This window comes from Hydrogeniiclostridium mannosilyticum, assembly GCF_003268275.1.
GTDB classification, from domain to species: domain Bacteria; phylum Bacillota; class Clostridia; order Oscillospirales; family Acutalibacteraceae; genus Hydrogeniiclostridium; species Hydrogeniiclostridium mannosilyticum.
The window spans coordinates 189,890-206,747 of sequence record NZ_QLYR01000001.1; the positions used below are offsets into that span (position 1 = coordinate 189,890).

At 47.0% G+C, this 16,858-nt stretch carries 10 protein-coding genes and 2 pseudogenes; 3 read left to right on the top strand and 9 right to left on the bottom strand.

The genetic code is table 11. The features are described from left to right. Positions 1–52 precede the first annotated feature (52 nt). Positions 53–190 (bottom strand): annotated as a pseudogene (locus DPQ25_RS14965) (cysteine-rich KTR domain-containing protein); the annotation flags it as partial. Positions 191–253: 63 nt separating this feature from the next. After that, positions 254–817, bottom strand: a complete 564-nt coding sequence (locus DPQ25_RS00915) for a sugar O-acetyltransferase (RefSeq protein ID WP_112331298.1) — start codon at positions 815–817, stop codon at positions 254–256. A gap of 12 nt (positions 818–829) precedes the next feature. On the opposite strand from DPQ25_RS00915, the gene proS reads away from it, so the two are divergent. Beyond that, entirely contained in the window at positions 830–2,242 is a 1,413-nt protein-coding gene (proS, locus tag DPQ25_RS00920; protein WP_407928123.1) for a proline--tRNA ligase, read from the top strand. A 75-nt stretch (positions 2,243–2,317) separates the two neighbouring features. Here the strand turns inward: proS and DPQ25_RS00925 are convergent, their stop codons facing one another. Further along, on the bottom strand, positions 2,318–2,746 hold the full coding sequence (locus tag DPQ25_RS00925; RefSeq protein WP_112331300.1) for a GtrA family protein: 429 nt from the start codon (positions 2,744–2,746) through the stop codon (positions 2,318–2,320). A gap of 1,201 nt (positions 2,747–3,947) precedes the next feature. Between DPQ25_RS00925 and DPQ25_RS00940 the strand changes: the two genes are divergently transcribed. Continuing rightward, positions 3,948–5,459 (top strand): collagen-like domain-containing protein, encoded by a 1,512-nt coding sequence (locus DPQ25_RS00940; protein ID WP_242978176.1) that lies wholly within the window; start codon positions 3,948–3,950, stop codon positions 5,457–5,459. A 624-nt stretch (positions 5,460–6,083) separates the two neighbouring features. Here DPQ25_RS00940 and DPQ25_RS14560 read toward each other — a convergent pair. Continuing rightward, a complete protein-coding gene (locus DPQ25_RS14560) occupies positions 6,084–6,254 on the bottom strand; it encodes a hypothetical protein (protein WP_177576779.1) in 171 nt (56 codons plus the stop codon). Between the two features lie 31 nt (positions 6,255–6,285). Further along, entirely contained in the window at positions 6,286–6,612 is a 327-nt protein-coding gene (locus DPQ25_RS00945) for a dATP/dGTP pyrophosphohydrolase domain-containing protein (RefSeq protein ID WP_112331304.1), read from the bottom strand. Positions 6,613–6,834: 222 nt separating this feature from the next. On the opposite strand from DPQ25_RS00945, the pseudogene DPQ25_RS15280 reads away from it, so the two are divergent. After that, positions 6,835–7,047, top strand: a pseudogene (locus tag DPQ25_RS15280) (cysteine-rich VLP protein); the annotation flags it as partial. Between the two features lie 120 nt (positions 7,048–7,167). Here DPQ25_RS15280 and DPQ25_RS00955 read toward each other — a convergent pair. From DPQ25_RS00955 to DPQ25_RS00970, 4 genes are all read right to left on the bottom strand, one after another. Beyond that, positions 7,168–11,595, bottom strand: a complete 4,428-nt coding sequence (locus tag DPQ25_RS00955; RefSeq protein WP_177576780.1) for a DEAD/DEAH box helicase — start codon at positions 11,593–11,595, stop codon at positions 7,168–7,170. A gap of 1,018 nt (positions 11,596–12,613) precedes the next feature. After that, positions 12,614–14,407 carry an oleate hydratase gene (locus tag DPQ25_RS00960; RefSeq protein WP_112331307.1) on the bottom strand — a complete coding sequence of 598 codons (1,794 nt, stop codon included), beginning with the start codon at positions 14,405–14,407 and terminating at the stop codon, positions 12,614–12,616. 146 nt (positions 14,408–14,553) lie between these two features. Further along, complete coding sequence (locus tag DPQ25_RS00965) at positions 14,554–15,108, bottom strand: TetR-like C-terminal domain-containing protein (protein ID WP_112331308.1); 555 nt, start codon at positions 15,106–15,108, stop codon at positions 14,554–14,556. 134 nt (positions 15,109–15,242) lie between these two features. After that, on the bottom strand, positions 15,243–16,853 hold the full coding sequence (locus DPQ25_RS00970) for a recombinase family protein (RefSeq protein ID WP_112331309.1): 1,611 nt from the start codon (positions 16,851–16,853) through the stop codon (positions 15,243–15,245). Positions 16,854–16,858: the final 5 nt, after the last annotated feature.

Below are 16,858 nucleotides of genomic sequence, written 5' to 3' on the forward strand. Positions count from 1 at the left end.
AGTGTGCTCCATACTGGAAAGGCCGTAGCCGCCAGCCTTCCGGATGCCGGCAAAGAACAGTTACTTTCAAATTCTCCGCTTCTATCAGCGTTTCCTGCTTGCATTTCGGGCAGTAAAGAGGATAGTTTTTCAAGACCGTATCTTCTCTTATTCTGTTACGGGTTTTGTTGCCGCAAACAGGACATAGTATCCATTATATATGATTTTGCATTTTCAAATTTCTCCTTATGTTAGAACATAAAACAGCGTCGTTTCAATATCTTCGTTGATATAAATTGTTTTTGTCCTCCGCCGTTATTTTTCGCATAACCCGACATGGATTTCCCACGGCGATAACATCTGATGGAATATCTTTTGTTACAATACTTCCTGCCCCAATAATTGTATTATCACCTATCGTAACACCCGGCATAACCTGAACGCCTGCACCGAACCAAACATTATTTCCAACAATGATGGGATATGCGTACTCTAATCCTTGATTTCTTCTCACAAAATCAAGCGGATGTCCCGATGTATGGAAACCGCACGATGGCGCTATAAATACATTATCTCCGAAAACCACTGTACCTGCATCGAGAATAATCAAGCCGTGATTTGCGTAGAAATTTTCACCCACTTCAATTTTCGAGCCATAATCACACCAGAACGCAGGTTCAATATGAATGGTTTTACCTGTTTTTCCGAATATCCTCTTTATCAGCTTTCGCCTGCTGTCTAAATCTTGAATTGGCAGATTATTATATTCCTGACATAATGTCTTACACCTTATCCGTTCTGTTTCTAATTCTTTGTCGTAATTAGCATCGTAGAGCATATGGTGCTGGGTATGACACACGAGGAAGCCGCTGTCCAGCTGGTACGGGAGTACGGGCAAAGCTACTCCCGTTACCCCTTTATGATTTACCAAATTCAAACCAAATTCCGCGATGAGGCCAGGCCCCGGGGCGGCCTCATCCGTGTACGGGAATTTACCATGAAGGATGCCTATTCCTTTCACACCTCACAGCAGGATCTAGAGCAATATTATGCGCGTTGCTTCAAGGCTTATGAGCGTATATTTGCACGTACAGGAATTCCCGAAGTTCTCTCGGTCGCCTCGGACTCCGGCATGATGGGCGGGAACCTGTCCCATGAATTTATGCTGCTTACCCCGGTTGGCGAGGATTCCATCGCGCTGTGCCCTGCGTGCGGCTACCGGGCTAATATGGAGGCTGCCCCAAGCGTTGTGGCAAACATGCGGGATTCTGTTTCTCAGCCTCTGACCCCGGTCCACACACCCGATATTCATACCATTGAAGATATCTGTGATTTTTTACATACCCCTAAGAATAAGTCCTGCAAGGCCGTTATCTACCAAAAGAATCATAACGATGAATTTGTTGTACTATTTATTCGCGGGGACCTAGACATCAACGAAACCAAGCTAACCAACTACCTGGGCTGTGATGTTCATCCTGCCGTGATTACGGAATCAAGCGGTCTTCATCCCGGTTATATCGGCCCGGTCGGGCTTCAGGTTTCCAGGAAGCATACCGTTCTGTACGATCAATCCCTGCGCGGCACCAACAACCTGTCCTGTGGCGCTAATCGAGAGGCATACCATTATACAGGCCTGGACCTGACCCGCGATGTAAAACCGGCGGAATACCATGATTTTGCTAAAATTACCGAGGGCGGCATCTGCCCAGACTGCGGAAAAGCGACAATACATATCTCACGCGGCATTGAGGTTGGCAACATCTTTCAGCTTGGCACCAAATACACAGCGTCCATGGGAATGACCTATCTCGACAGTGAAGGAAATAAACAATACCCCGTGATGGGCTGCTACGGCATAGGCATCGGCCGCCTTGCCGCTTCCGTCTGTGAAGCGCATCACGACCAATACGGCCCAATCTGGCCCATGTCAATCGCCCCTTGGCAAGTCCATCTTTGCGCTGTTCGCGCAGATGACGGCAGCGTTAGAACACACGCCGATGAACTTTATGCGGCCCTTCAAGGGCAGCAGCTCGAGGTTTTATACGACGACCGGGTAATCAGTGCAGGCAATATGTTTTCTGATGCCGACCTGCTTGGCATTCCACTGCGTGTCATTGTCAGCCCCCGAAATCTAAAAGAAAACTGCTGTGAAATTATAGCCCGGGATAAATCCTTTTCCGATAAGGTTCCATTGGCAGAAGCGGCTGATAAAATCGCGCAAATAGTTTATGATATGCTAAGCTTTAAAGCCTACGAGTAAGCGCCCACTATCATTTTTAAAATACAGGAGGAGCAGGCAACCTGCTCCTCCTGTATTTTAAATAAATAGCTGACTTTATTTATCGGCAGAGCTCCCCGCCTCTTTTTTCTTAAACACCAGAAAACGCTGTCCAAAATAATTGAGGATGATAAAAAGGCCCATACCAATAAGCATAGCGACATTTTCCTGGATTCCCTGTGAAACTCCGCTCAACAGAGCCATCGCGCACGGCTTTGCAAGCCCATATGCTAAAAGGTAACAAATAGAGATATTCAGGATAAAAAGGATGACCATCCGAACGGATTTCTCTTTATTTTGAAAGGTAAAATATTTATTTAAGAAATAACTTACTACACTCCCAACGATATAATTCGAGGCCGATGCAATCCAATAACCTGTGTGAAACACATTGTAAAGCAAAAACATTACGCCAGTGCCAACCAATGTGTTTACAATACCGACTAAAATAAATTTCAGCGTCATTATATCAAAGATTTTTCTCATACCAACCACCTATTATATTTTTATGATGAACCACGCCGCGCGCCGCAGCTTAAATGGAGACCTATCGCTCTATTCAGGAGCGGCAGTTTTTTTATCAAAATCTATTTGTTTTTATTATATCACGGAAAGAGCCGAAATACAATTTAATGATAGGCGAACATTGCCGTATCGCAATTCCAAGCTAAAAAGCGGACACGGATGCTCAAAACTAAAGTGGCCCGGCCTCAGCGGATATTTCACGCAGCAGCGCTTGATAAAACAAAGAAGAGCAAACCGGGATATACCGACAAAAGATCCCCGCAAAAACGGACATTCCTACGTAAAACAGGGATATTCTTATTTTTACACCGCAGTTTTTTATATTTCGGCCTCAAAATTGTAATTTTCGTTCACCCCTGTAACAGAAACCGCATATTCTGATAAACAGACAGAAACACAAGGGAGGGACTTTATGCATTCGATATGGCTTCAAAGACTAAGTAACCTATTGTGCGTAAAAAGCATTGTGACCATCATTTTAACTATCGTATTCGCATGCCTTGCAATCACTGGAAAAGTCTCGGAGCAAGACTTCCTTACAGTCTTTTCGGTTGTGATCGCTTTCTATTTCGGGACACAAAGCCAGCGTTTAAACGAAAAAATAAGCGAAAGGACTGGCTTAAACAAATAAAAAGGGAGCCATCTTCCACTTGATTTGTGGCAAATTGAGAAAGGAGCCTACGCTTATATGGATTACTATAATAGATACGCCCCTGGTATGAATAGATGCACCCCCTGTCCTTCATCCGGAGAGAACTATTTGTTCATCCAAGGCGCTACCGGGCCTCAAGGACCTCAAGGAATACCCGGGCCTCAGGGCTCCCAAGGCCCCAGGGGTGAGCGAGGATTACAGGGCCCGCAAGGGCCAAAAGGAGATCCGGGGTGCCCCGGTCCAGCCGGGCCTCGCGGAATGGCTGGCATTCAAGGGCCGCAAGGTCCTCAAGGGGTCCGAGGTGATATGGGTCCCAAGGGTGATCAAGGTTTTATCGGACCCCAGGGGGTTCAGGGAAACCCCGGTCCCATGGGGCCCAAGGGCGATACTGGGCCCGTAGGGCCGCAAGGTGATCGAGGGCCCGCAGGTCCAACTGGCCCGAAAGGTGATAAAGGAGAAAAAGGAGACCGTGGTCTGCAAGGAGAACAAGGGCCTCAGGGAGAACAGGGGGTGCAGGGCGTAACAGGTCCCCAAGGTCTTCAGGGAGACTCCGGCTGTCAGGGCCCGCAGGGCGAACAAGGCCCCATGGGCCCCGCCGGTATAAAAGGAGATCCGGGAGAGCAAGGGCCTGCCGGGCCTCAGGGGCCTACCGGCGCTACTCCCACAATGGAGATCGGCTCTGTCTCTTCCGGGGATACCGCGGCTGTGACCGCTAACCCAACCGACTCCGGCGTCCGCCTTGATTTCGTTGTTCCCGTCGGCCCTACGGGTCCCCAAGGAGCGCAAGGCATTGCCGGTGAAAAGGGCGACACCGGTGAAAAAGGAGATACGGGCAGCCAAGGGCCTGCCGGACCTCAGGGACCTACCGGCGCTACTCCCACAATGGAGATCGGCTCTGTCTCTTCCGGGGATGCCGCGGCTGTGACCGCTAATCCAACCGACTCCGGCGTCCGCCTTGATTTCGTTGTTCCCGTCGGCCCTACGGGTCCCCAAGGAGCGCAAGGCATTGCCGGTGAAAAGGGCGACACCGGTGAAAAAGGAGATACGGGCAGCCAAGGACCTGCCGGGCCTCAGGGACCTACCGGCGCTACTCCCACAATGGAGATCGGCTCTGTCTCTTCCGGAGATACCGCGGCTGTGACCGCTAATCCAACCGACTCCGGCGTCCGCCTTGATTTCGTTGTTCCCGTCGGCCCTACGGGTCCCCAAGGAGCGCAAGGCATTGCCGGTGAAAAGGGCGACACCGGTGAAAAAGGAGATACGGGAGAGCAGGGGCCTGCCGGGCCTCAGGGACCTACCGGCGCTACTCCCACAATGGAGATCGGCTCTGTCTCTTCCGGAGATACCGCGGCTGTGACCGCTAATCCAACCGACTCCGGCGTCCGCCTTGACTTCGTTGTTCCCGTCGGCCCTACGGGTCCCCAAGGAGCGCAAGGCATTGCCGGTGAAAAGGGCGACACCGGTGAAAAAGGAGATACGGGAGACACCGGTCCACAAGGACTTTCTGGGGAGACGCCTAAAATTGCCGAAGTGGAGAACACAAAAACAAGGTATATTCTCAGCTTTACTACCCCTGAACAAAGTATCATTAGTCCAAATCTGAAATCCAACATGGAAACGTATAATGCAAACCTCTCCACTGTAGGCAGCACCTTGCGCGTCCCATTGGGTGGACTGACCCTGCTTGCACAGTCCACATCTACTACAAGCCTTCGTCTTTCCATCCAGCCTACTACTGCCAACACCCCCGTTTTAGCCGATATCCGGCGTGTCAGCATCTACGACGGCGCGATAGATGTCCAGACCAATAACAATACAACCATTTCCGTAAATTTAGTACTAGACGATATTGTATATACGCAATCACAAGAAATGCACTGGATGCGCATTCGGTTACAAGATCCTACCAGTAAGCTTTGGTCTATGTGTGAGGTAAAGACTTTCGCTTCTCAGGGCGGCGCGCGATCCTCCATCTGTGTGGAATGGTTTTATACGGGGGTATCATTCACCACTCCCTCATAAATATAATCGGCCCTAATCATGTAAACAGACTCCCCACCCATTCCCGACCGCCTTTTAACAGTATAAATAACAGCGATGCTGGATTTCCGGCAAAGCTCTAAAATCTAGCTTAGAAGGACACATGCCTTCCACACGGAATACCAAGTTTTAGGCTATGACGAAAGTTCTCTATATGCAACATTATTATATAAGGAACCGGAAAACACCCATCTAAAACTAATAAAATGGAAGTAGACACTCACCAAACTGTGGGTGCCTACTTTTCTTTCATACTATAGTTACAGCAGTATGAAAGAACTTGCAATCGGATAATATTTCTAAGAATGTGAGCGACTTTTTCATACTACCACCTGCTTTCTAAAAATATCATCTATTCAATTCATCTAGCCGAATTTCTGCTTGATACAAACATTGAAAAACTGCGCTTATAGCTGCGACAGCTAAATGTGCCACGCAAGTAATTCTTCCATTAACCGTCAACATCATATTGGGTATAGTAAGGGGAAGAAAGCTCAGATATTGCATATAGTCCATGTCCATACAGAAAAGTGCAGCGGGAGCTGCCATAAAGAAATAATGAAAGCAGCATGGCAATCAGGCTATTTTTGTGTTTTGATGAAACCATCAAAATAATAAATGTACTTGCTGATCACAGCAATCAATTTTAATACAAGGGTAATCGCTGCATATTCCCACAGCGTCATCCAGCCGGGCAGCGACGAAAACGCAGGAATGCTCGATACAGACGCGCTCCATACGCAGGCCTTTTAATCGTTCTTGTATAGATAGTTCCATACTCCCCCTCGCCTGCTCGATAAATATGAGTTTACCAACGTTTCATATTCTTTTTAAATTTGGTTGTATATGCTTCTTTAAGTTCCTCATCACTAATTCCATAGCAAAGTAAAACATCGTTGTAATACATCAGAACATCTGCCATTTCTTCAACGAGATGTTTTCGCAAATCACTATCTTCAAGCGATTTGATATCTCCATTTTTTTTAATAATATCTACGACTTCGCCTATTTCGCCAATCATCCACAACAAATGATGCTTACCTGCTTCAGGACGAATTGTTTCCCACTTATCTTTATATTTTTCTTGTAATGTCTGTTGCATAACAAGCATTTCTCTAATGCTAAAGTCGCTCATAATTTCCTCCTCAAATGTATTTTTTTCATTCTACCACATCTCCGAGAGCGTGGCAATAGGTAGCTTTCCGGGCTGGTTTCCGGATTTATGGATATACGGGACAAACGTTCTTTTAGGTGTAGGCTTATCATTAGTTCATCGACGATCCGCACCTTGAAAACCAAATGACCGTCCGAAAAGGAATACCGGCGGGGGAAACACCGCAAGAAGCCGGCACAGAGGAAACAGGCCAACGTCCTTATCCGGCGGGAATGCTGTAATGGCGGAAACGGGGCTTGGATCGCCCTTGACAACGGGGACAACCGTACCTACCCCCAGACGGTTTCTTTCTTGGTCTGCTATAAATGGTTTCGGTGGGCGGGTCCTACCGAAAGTACAAACAAAAAATCCGCATGTTCTTTTGCTGTTATCGGAATACGGAACTTCCAAATATAACTTTCCATGCGCTATTCTTCCCCTCCGTTTTCACAAAATCGGTTTCAGACATTCCTCATGTTCCGGGTTCGTCATAAATGGATTGCAGCCACGGAAATATATGCTACTATCCAACCGTCATTATAAGGCTTTGCCAATCAGCGTTTTCATGAACTCCCGGCGCTCAAAAAGAATTTGTATTAACTCGTCCTCCTGCTGCCAGCTCAGCGGTTCGGAATGGCAGCAGGTATTGCGTAGCTCTCGGAATTTCTCCAGTTCCCCTGCATATGTTTTCCACCACTGTTTATCACAAACCTGTTCAAACAAGATAGCTCTGCGGGAAGCTAACCGGGAACGCAGCTCTTCTTTGTTAAGAAGCGATGTAAAGGTACCGGTGGTTACCTGTTGTTCCTTTATGTCACAAAGTTTTCCTTTATTTGTTTTCTCACCCGGAAACAACGTTTTCAGTTTTCCTAAGAGCATTTCTTTCAGCATGGACTCCATGGTCTTGCAGAACAGAATACCGGTGCAGGAGGCATCTATCTCCTCCAGGCCATATCGTTCTCTCATCATGGCAAACAGCTCATGCAGCAAAATGCTGCTGGTGAGCCTTTGCTGAATCATCGGCGGTAAACTTTTTATATCCGAAGCAGAAAGGCCAAACGCCGCTAACTGAGCTGGCGTAAGAGAACTGTTTTTCCACAAACCGTCCAACTCTTGAAAAAGGGGAGCGACTAGGCTGTCATCAAATTCTCCATCCATGGTTAAGGAATCAGATCCTGGTACTTCTTGAAACAAGCGCGCTATCTGTTTTTCATTTCGTGGCGCATCAGGATTGTCCGCCGCTTTTTGCAAGGCACGAAGAGCATAGCTATCCAGAACTCCCTTTACCTTTCGAAACAGCGCAGAATGCTGCCAAACAGTATAGTCGCCGATTACATAGAGACGGTACTTCGCTCTGGTGGCTGCCACATTGACAATATTGGTGTTTACCCATCGAACTGCCGGCAATGCATTTTTATCGCATCCAAGCAGAAAAATAACCTGATCCGCCTCTTTGCCCTGGAAAGTGTGTACGGTTCCGATGTTATGATCTACCCACTCAGACAATCGATTATCCTCACGGTACTCCGGCTGAGAACGAATCATCTTTTTCATGCCATCCCGCACAGTAGTAAACGGGCTAATGACGAAAAGGCTCGGTATTTCTTCGGTTAATCGAAATGCTTCACGGATAAGTTCCCATGCTTTTCTTCCCTGTGTTTCCACGAAATGATCTTTGCCTGCTCTGCTGTTCTCACTTCCGCTGACATTGATCCAGCCGGAGCTTCTTCGACAGAATGCGGCTTCTTTTTCAGGCTCTGGCAGAGCAGTCTGCTGTTTCATCATGTGATTATAGGATAACGCGTTGGACAACTCAAACATGGGACTGATACAACGCCGATGCACGGCTAAGGGGCAGCCCACCCAAGTCTTCTGTTCCCCATCAGCATAGGTTGTCCCCACTGTATTTAGCCGATCGGCGAATCCTTGAACCGAGTGGGTTTTGGATTGATAATAGCCGGTATAATCGTTTTGAATTACTCGTTTAATCAAATCCAGCTCATCCGTGACAACTGGTTCCACCTGCTTGGGATCGCCAACCACGACAGCACGGCGGCAGCGAAAAAGAGAGCCCAACGCCATCTGCGGAGCGGTTTGCCCCGCCTCGTCGATGATCAGGCAACCGATTTCCCCTGGCTGTCGAATAGAAGACAGCATGTTCCCCGCCGATGCAAACGTAGTAGAAAGCACAGGGGTCAGCAAAAACACCGTGTTCAGTAAAGAACCGAACGCCGCTTCCCGGTCGCGCAGTGAAAATGTCACTGCTTTTTTATCATCGTCATCTCTAGGCTCTTTCCACAACAGCAACAGGTTCTTGAAATTCCATAAACAAGCTTTGGATCCTAGCAAAAATGCCTTATGAAGCTTGAGCGCCTCATAAAACAGCTTCTCCCGTTCCCGGTTGTAAGCCGCTGTATACCAGGGATTAGCCACCTGCGCCGCGGTCGATTCTTTGTCCTCGCCACTGTCATACTGGCGGAAAAACTCATCGTTCAACACCGTCATCGCCTGATCGGCCTGTCGCTCGGAAGCTGCCTTCAAAAGCAATAAATAGGATTTGCGAGCCGCTGCAATTTTCTTTGTACATTTCTTCATTTGCAGCCGCAACTGGTTTACCTGTTCAAGACAGGTTTGTCGTTTTTTCAAAAGCTGGTTTTGTTCGTTTTCAAGACCGCTTATTGCCTCGCCTTGTACATCACATTTCCGGCTTTGCCGTTCCAATTCCTGTTGCAGCTGTCCCGTTTTCGCCGCCTCATCCTGAAGGTTCTGTTCTGCCTTGGCTAAGGCCTGATACTGTTCCTGGATGGTACGAGCCAGCATGGTAGGACGGTGAAAAATTTCAAGAATAACGTCTCGGAACCGGCGGCTGTTTTCCAGCTCCATAATTTGCTGACGGAGTTTTTGAATCTGATTTTCAGCATTGGCCTGATTTCCATCCTGCAAAGACTTCCGCTGCCGTAAGCCGGCCAGTGCTATCTCATAATCTTTCAAGGTCTGTTCTGCCAGCCTCAACTGCTGGGCCAGTTTTTGCAGCTCCTTCTGCATTTCTTCTGCATCCCGTTCTCGTTGGGATTGATGTTTTCTTGTCCTTTGGGCTTGATTGTTCAACGACGCTCTTTGCTCTGTAAAACGTTTCCTGGCGCCACTGATTTGCTGGAGTTCTTTCTCCATTTGCCTGACTTTTTCATACTGCCTCTTGAAACGCTGAACGGCACTTACATAATCCTCTTTGTGCTGCTGAATGCTGTCATTGGAGCCAAAACTTCTGATATAGGTCTTTAAAACAGCATACATATACTCTTTCAGATTGCTCATCTTCCCGAACGGAGCAGAAATCAAGCCCCAACGATCCCATTCTTCATCTTTTCTTTTCGCCAAATCGTTGGCTAACTTTGTAAAATAGATATCCGGGTAGATTTTGGATTCATATCTTTCCTGATTCCATACCTTATAGGTCTCTTTGTCCGCAGCATCTATTTGAAATAATTCCTGCACTTCCAAAAGGCCTTGACGAACGGCCTCATTTTCATTCTTACTGGGTTCCATTCCTTTCAGCAAGGCTCCCCCGTCCGGCAGTTCCTTCGTGATATTCTCTACCGCGGCATTATTGCATGAAGCCACCAGCATTCCATAATCCTTCAGCCGTTCATCGGCAAAATCATAATAACCCCAACAGTATTGAGAATACCCTCTGTGCATCTTGTCTCCATCCTGGAAATGCCGCAGAATAAAGGCGTTATCCGGATCTTGATATTGGGCAAGCAAATCCGCACGCTCCACGACATTACCGGCTATGATTTCCTTCAGCAGGGTGGTTTTCCCTGTACCGGGAGGACCATTGACAGAGAAAATTGGCATGTTATCCGGAGATGGGCACCAGCTCAAGTTGACCGCCAGCTGCTGCATCAAACAGGGCATAAATTTCGACGGCCATTTACCGAGAGGCGCTTTGGCAATGTCCAAATGACGATGGAAAAAGTCCGCACGCTCATCTTTCCGTCCGTTTTTCCAAGTACTGTGTACATCGATGCGATTTTGAAAATTCAACCAATGCAACACCGGATTTTCTTCCGCATATGCCCCAGTTATGTAATCCAACACTGCCTCTTCCAGCGGATTTTTGCCGAACTCTCCACTACTAATTACTTTTTCCACCATGTGCAGGTCATCTGCAAAAAAGCTGTTGGCCAAGTCGCTATCGTGAAAGACATCGATATCCCGCACCTTGCTGTCTTCCGTTCGATAGCGGCGGTAAATCATGACGCCGTCCCAGTTTATTTCCTGTTCCGGTGGGATAATATTTACCAAGTATCTCCTTTCTACTTGCTTCCTAATAGAATTCAGCAGATCTGAGGTGAGCAGTAGTCCAACGCGTCCTTCCTCTGTCACCTCCACCATTTGATTGTCAAAAAATTGCATATCGGACTCATAGGCATCCATAGATATAAAGTCCGCCATATTCTCTTTTGTCAATTCACCGGCATGATTTAGAAGCTGATGAATCCCCCAAGCCAAAGGAGACACCTGAATACTGTCCGGTATATACTTGCCTTGTTCATCACACTTCAGGCCTATGAGGCATACGGGTTTGTAATTTTTCTCCGGCAACTCCAAATCCTGATGAAAGGCTTGCTGTAAGCGTTCGGCAAAAAGATAACGTTCCATCTTTCCCAAACAAATATGGATTTCATCTGACAGCACTCCATAGGAAGAATAAACATGTGCATCATTTTGCAACGCTGTATACGGTCCTATAGGAATCGAGCCTTTATCTTTGGCGTTCGTGTCCGCTTGAGCAGAAAGAATATGATACACCGTGAGCTGTTTCAAACGCGCTTCTCCATTAGCCGCTTTTTTACAAAGCTCTCGGCCTTCCCGACTTTGTACAGGAAAATCGGATTGCCCCAAAAATTCTATTAGATACCAATACTTTACAATCATGGAAGCAAAATTTCGTTTATCCATTTCTACCATCCCTTGCTGTTTTCCATATTTGCAAAATTATATATGGATTTATAAGCAGCACCTAATATTGGGCATTATATCATATTTTTCCACATATCTCTACCATATTATTCCATTAGAACCATCATTTGAAGGTAAAAATAATGTTTTCACTTGACATCTGAACTGATTCCAAGCATGAAGCCATTATTATTTATCTTTAGAACTCTTCTTATCTACATATTCATGTGGCCGTTCTATATAAGCCTTTAAAGGAACCCTTGGTGGCTGTCATTGCTAAAGTTAGCTATCAGAGACAGAAAAATAACGAGAATGACTCCTTACATATCTTTTCATTCTCTTATGTCCAACAAAGCCTGTCAGCCAATTTTGTTTTCCAGAGTAATATAGGGTTTCCCTTACTATCCGTTGCCATGTAAACCTACATATATTTGGGTATAGCAGAAGACCGCCGGCAAAAGCTAACGATCTTTTTAAAATGGATTTACGCTACAAAATAGATCCCCTGCCATAAACGCGAGTGAACAGGCAAAATAAAAAGCTGAGCCCGGAACGCGAAGTGCGTCCAGACTCAGCCTGGGTTTACGCTACAAAAAAGATGCCAGTAAGGGGCCATAGTACCAACCCGCAAAAGGTTGGCAGTGAAACGAGACTGCAAACGAGCGTACTTACAAGCGAACCGCGCAGGCGCAGCGTGACTTTTTGTGGAGTAGGAGGAGCAATGAAGCGGTGACTGACTTTCTATGAAATAAAAAATCGGAACGAGCATAACTCGTTCCGATGTGGGTTTGCGCTACAAAAAAGATACCCAATGAAAATGAGAACTTCTGATCCGGAAAAGATTCGTTTCTATATATAGCGTGATTTTCTAATTTTTGCTTTTTGGATGTCCTATTTCTGCAAGAGCGGGCAACACGGAAAAGCCAGCTTGAATCTCGGGGTTTCATCGTAGAAAAAGAGGCTGGAATTTGGATGTCTCATTTTTGGGTTCCAAATTTCGGCCTCTATTCTCATGCATTTATTGGATCAAACCGCTATCCTTCAGCAAAAGCTCCAAATCGGTGCCTTTCACTTTTTTTATAACGAGCTTCAGCAGCTCTTTTTCCGCAAAGGGCAATTCCGCCTCCAATAACGGCTTTTTGTCAATGGCATAATAACAGGCTCGCAGGATCTCACGCACGTCGTATTTGCTGCCCCAAACCTCCGGTACACCGCGGTCAATATCCAGCAGGGTATAGACAGACTCCATACCTGTGCGCATGGAATACTCAGTAGTGAAAATGGTATCCCGCGGTGTCTCGGCAAATTGACCGATGAAAGCGAAGTTCACAGCGCCCTGCGGCACTACCTTCGGGCGGTCGGATTCTTTTCTCGGCTGGAAAAAGGCGTTGATATACGGCATAAAGCAGGTTGTGGTATTGCAGGCATCCTTGGCAAGAGCGTCAATTTTTTCGGTCGGAACACCAATATGGTACAGCCATTCACGGCAAACCTCTTCGCCGGTGCAGTTGCGCATCGCCTTTTTTACATAGTTGCCCTCTTTATTCGTATTGAGGGAATAAAGCCATACCAAAACCATGTTCTTATCCTGGGACTTGAACTGCGGCTGACGGTTGATTGTCCAGGAAAGATACCAGTTGTCGGTGCTGTCCTTAACGGTTACAATACCGCCGGTCGTTACCTTGCCGGAGCGTGGGTCGCGTTTGCAGACATTCATAATATGCCGGATAATCTCCTCGTTGGACGTCGCTACGGTTGCGCTCATCCAGTTGGTGGCATCGATATTGCTGCAGAAGACATCCGGATTCCCAAACTCTCCATGCTCGGCCTGAGTGGCGATGGCCTTCCACATGTCCCACGATTCGCCGCAGCCGTTGTGAATGACAGACAGGTCCGGGGCGTGAGTCTGGTCGCCGTAACAGGAAGTATCGGTGCAGCAGCCGTTGGTAATGAAGACGAGATCATCCTCGATCAGGTCGATGGTCTGCTCCTTACCGTCTTTTACATAGACGATCTGCTTTGCGATCTTCTTATCACCTTCGGTTTGTATAATGACATTTTTTACATCCATACCGTACTCGATTTGCACGCCATGATTCTCAAGATATTTTACCAACGGCAGGATCATGCTCTCGTATTGGTTGTATTTGGTGAAACGCAGGGCGCTGAAATCCGGCAAGCCGTCAATATGATGCACATAGCGGCAAAGATAACGCTTCATTTCCAAAGCGCTCGACCAGCGTTGGAAAGCGAACATCGTCTGCCAATAGAGCCAGAAATTTGTGCTCCAGAAGGATTCGGGAAGCACATCGGAGATCTTTTTGTCTTCCAAATCCTTTTCCTGTGTTAAGAACAGCTTGGATAAAGCCATTGCCGAGTCTTTATCCAGCAAAAATTTCTTGTCCGTGTGGGCGTCCTCGCCACAGTTTACCGTGGCACGGCAGAGAGAATAGTTCGGGTCGTGCTTATTGAGCCAGTAATACTCGTCCAGCACCGAAACTCCCGGCGTTTCAATGGAAGGCACATCCCGGAAGGTATCCCACATGACCTCGAAGTGGTTATCCATTTCACGGCCTCCGCGCATGAAGAAGCCTTTTGTCACATCCTTGCGTCCGTCGCAGCTGCCGCCGGCAAGCTCCAGCTTTTCAAGAAGATGGATATGCTCCCCCTTCATCTGCCCGTCACGGACAAGATAGAAAGCGGCGGTCAGCCCGGCCAGCCCCGTGCCAATAATGTAAGCGGATTTTTTATCTACATCCTTCGGTTTTTCTGGATGGGCAAATGATTCATAAGTTCCTGCGGAATAATACATAACGAAAACCTCCTGTTTTTTCTTTCTGTTTTCATTATACCTACTTCCGTCAGGCGCACAATAAACAAAAAAAGCCCCGTGCCAAAATTCTTATCACGGGACCAGAAGATGTAAAAAGTTTTATCAAAACCGTTAAAATGATAAAATCAGAGTTTGAATCTGGAAAGAGCCACCGATACAGAGCCTTTTATCAGCTTGGAAAGCTTTTCTACAATCTGCTGCGGATCTTCGTGCATATCGTCCTTGATCCAGTCGAGCATCAACCCGATAAACATATAAGAATAGACCTGTGCAATAAACTGCTTATCTTCGTCTCGAACCGTTATCCCGGCTGCCTCCTCGTTAATAACATTCAAAAGCAGCTGATCCACCAGCGGCTGTAGGTATTTTTCAACCTGCTCTCGGTGAACGCAACGGTAAACATTCAGAATAAACGGCTTGTTTTCCTGCACCGCTTTAAAAATTTGTAAGAGCCCCTGCTGCCATGTATCGTAGGTTTTCTTCTCATCTAATGCCCTTTTGGCATCTTCAAGGCACGACCATTCCACTAAATCGTATATATCTTTAAAGTGATAGTAAAAAGTCATACGATTGATTCCGCAATCATCTGTAATATCGCCTACCGTGATTTTTGTAAGCGGCTTTTTCAGCAGCAGGTTTTTAAGGGACTGCTCCAACGCCCGTTTTGTTACCTGGGACATTGCAATCTACACCTTCTAAAAAGTTATTCTCTTTTTATATTATATCACAAATCCATCAATTTCTCAACGAAAAAAGCAGGTACAGAGAAACACCGACAGCATGTGATCTGTCAGCGTTTCTCTGTACCTGCTTCTTAGTGAAGTGGTTGTGTGATTTCAAATCCGCCTATGAAACGGATGCGGATTTCTTCTTTGGAAAGTACGGTGATTCTCTCAATGATGCGGTACACTAAGGCATCGGAGTATTCTGTCAGGTCGAGGTCCTCTGCGGAAATCAGTCCCATGACTTCTTTGGCCTTGGATTCCATTACCTTGGAACGCTCTGCGGTGTATTCGATCCGCTTTTTCTGCTGCTTCAATTTGAGGATGGTTTCGCTGATTTGTTTCAGCTTATGGTCGATGATGTCGTTTTCGTCAATCGCCAGAACCAGCAGCCGGTCAAATTCGGTTTCCAGTTCCTTGATTTTGTTCTCTATTACAATGGGGCTGGCTTCTTCCTTTTCTCCGGCAAGACAGTGTATCAGGGTATCCTGCAGCGCCGCTGCCATTTCTTCCTGCTGCCCCTGAACCAGCGAACAGATGGCTTCCAGTATGGCGGTGTGAAGGGCAGCTTCTTCAAGGCTGGGCGAATTCCCACAGGATTTCGGTCCGAATTCCAGCCGGTTGATGCACCGCCAGACGATTTGCTTTCTTCCGTGGATGTTCCATGTTACCCTGCGGAAGTAACAGCCGCAGTCCCCACAGACCAGCCTTTCGGATAGGGCATATTTGCTGGTAAACCTGCCACGGTTGGTTTTTGCTTTCTTGGTGTTGGCAGGCTTTTTGCTTCTTCTCCGGGCGAGTTCTTCCTGAATTTGAAAAAACATTTCTCTTGGGATGATAGCCTGATGGTTGTCTTTGATGTAGTATTGCGGGAGCTCGCCGTTATTTTTCTTTACCCTTCCTTCTAAAAAATCGGCGGTGTAGGTTTTCTGCAGCAGAACGTCGCCTGCGTATTTCTCATTCTGGAGGATTCGCTGGATCGTCTGTGTTGTCCATTTCGGCTCTCCTGCAGGGCTTGGGATGCTTGCTTTCTCCAGTTTTTCCTTGATCCCTTTCAGGCTGTCGCCGTTCAGGAATTCCTGCGCAATCATGCGAATGGTTTGGGCGTCCTTGGGGATGATTTCAGGTTCTCCGTCCGGTCCCTTTTGAAAGGCGAAGCCGGTGTAGCGGAAGGCAAACCGTCCTTGCTTGTACCCCATGCGAATTCCTTTGGTGACGTTGCCGCTGATGGATTCGCTTTCGGCCTGTGCAAAGGAACTCAGGCAAGTCAGGATCATTTCGCTGTTCATATTCGAGGTATCGATGTTTTCTTTCTCAAATATAACGGGGATACCCCAGCTTTTGAGGATTCGGACGTGCTTGATGCAGTCGAGGGTATTCCTTGCAAATCGGGAAATGGATTTTGTCAGGATGAGGTCTATTTTCTTTTTCCTGCAGAGCTCTATCATTTCATTGAATTGATCCCTCTTTTTGGTTCGCACCCCGGAGATCCCATCGTCTGCAAAAATTCCGGCAAGTTGCCAGCCATCGTGATGGGTGATCTTTTCGGTGTAATAGTCCACCTGTACCTCAAAGCTGTTTTGCTGTTCTTCTTCCTCGGTGCTTACCCGGCAGTAGGCCGCAACTCTCAGCTTTCGTTTTCGCTTTCGCAAATCTCCCAGCATGGGGTTTGCCGGGATTTCCATGACTACCTTTTGTGGCATGGGAA

Excerpts from the sequence above, each read along its gene's own strand:
- DPQ25_RS00945 (WP_112331304.1), bottom strand. The coding sequence starts at position 6,612 with ATGAGCGACTTTAGCATTAGAGAAATGCTTGTTATGCAACAGACATTA.
- DPQ25_RS00970 (WP_112331309.1), bottom strand. The coding sequence starts at position 16,853 with ATGCCACAAAAGGTAGTCATGGAAATCCCGGCAAACCCCATGCTGGGA.
- DPQ25_RS00955 (WP_177576780.1), bottom strand. The coding sequence starts at position 11,595 with ATGGATAAACGAAATTTTGCTTCCATGATTGTAAAGTATTGGTATCTA.
- DPQ25_RS00925 (WP_112331300.1), bottom strand. The coding sequence starts at position 2,746 with ATGAGAAAAATCTTTGATATAATGACGCTGAAATTTATTTTAGTCGGT.
- DPQ25_RS00965 (WP_112331308.1), bottom strand. The coding sequence starts at position 15,108 with ATGTCCCAGGTAACAAAACGGGCGTTGGAGCAGTCCCTTAAAAACCTG.
- DPQ25_RS14560 (WP_177576779.1), bottom strand. The coding sequence starts at position 6,254 with ATGGAACTATCTATACAAGAACGATTAAAAGGCCTGCGTATGGAGCGC.
- proS (WP_407928123.1), top strand. The coding sequence starts at position 830 with ATGACACACGAGGAAGCCGCTGTCCAGCTGGTACGGGAGTACGGGCAA.
- DPQ25_RS00915 (WP_112331298.1), bottom strand. The coding sequence starts at position 817 with ATGCTCTACGATGCTAATTACGACAAAGAATTAGAAACAGAACGGATA.
- DPQ25_RS00960 (WP_112331307.1), bottom strand. The coding sequence starts at position 14,407 with ATGTATTATTCCGCAGGAACTTATGAATCATTTGCCCATCCAGAAAAA.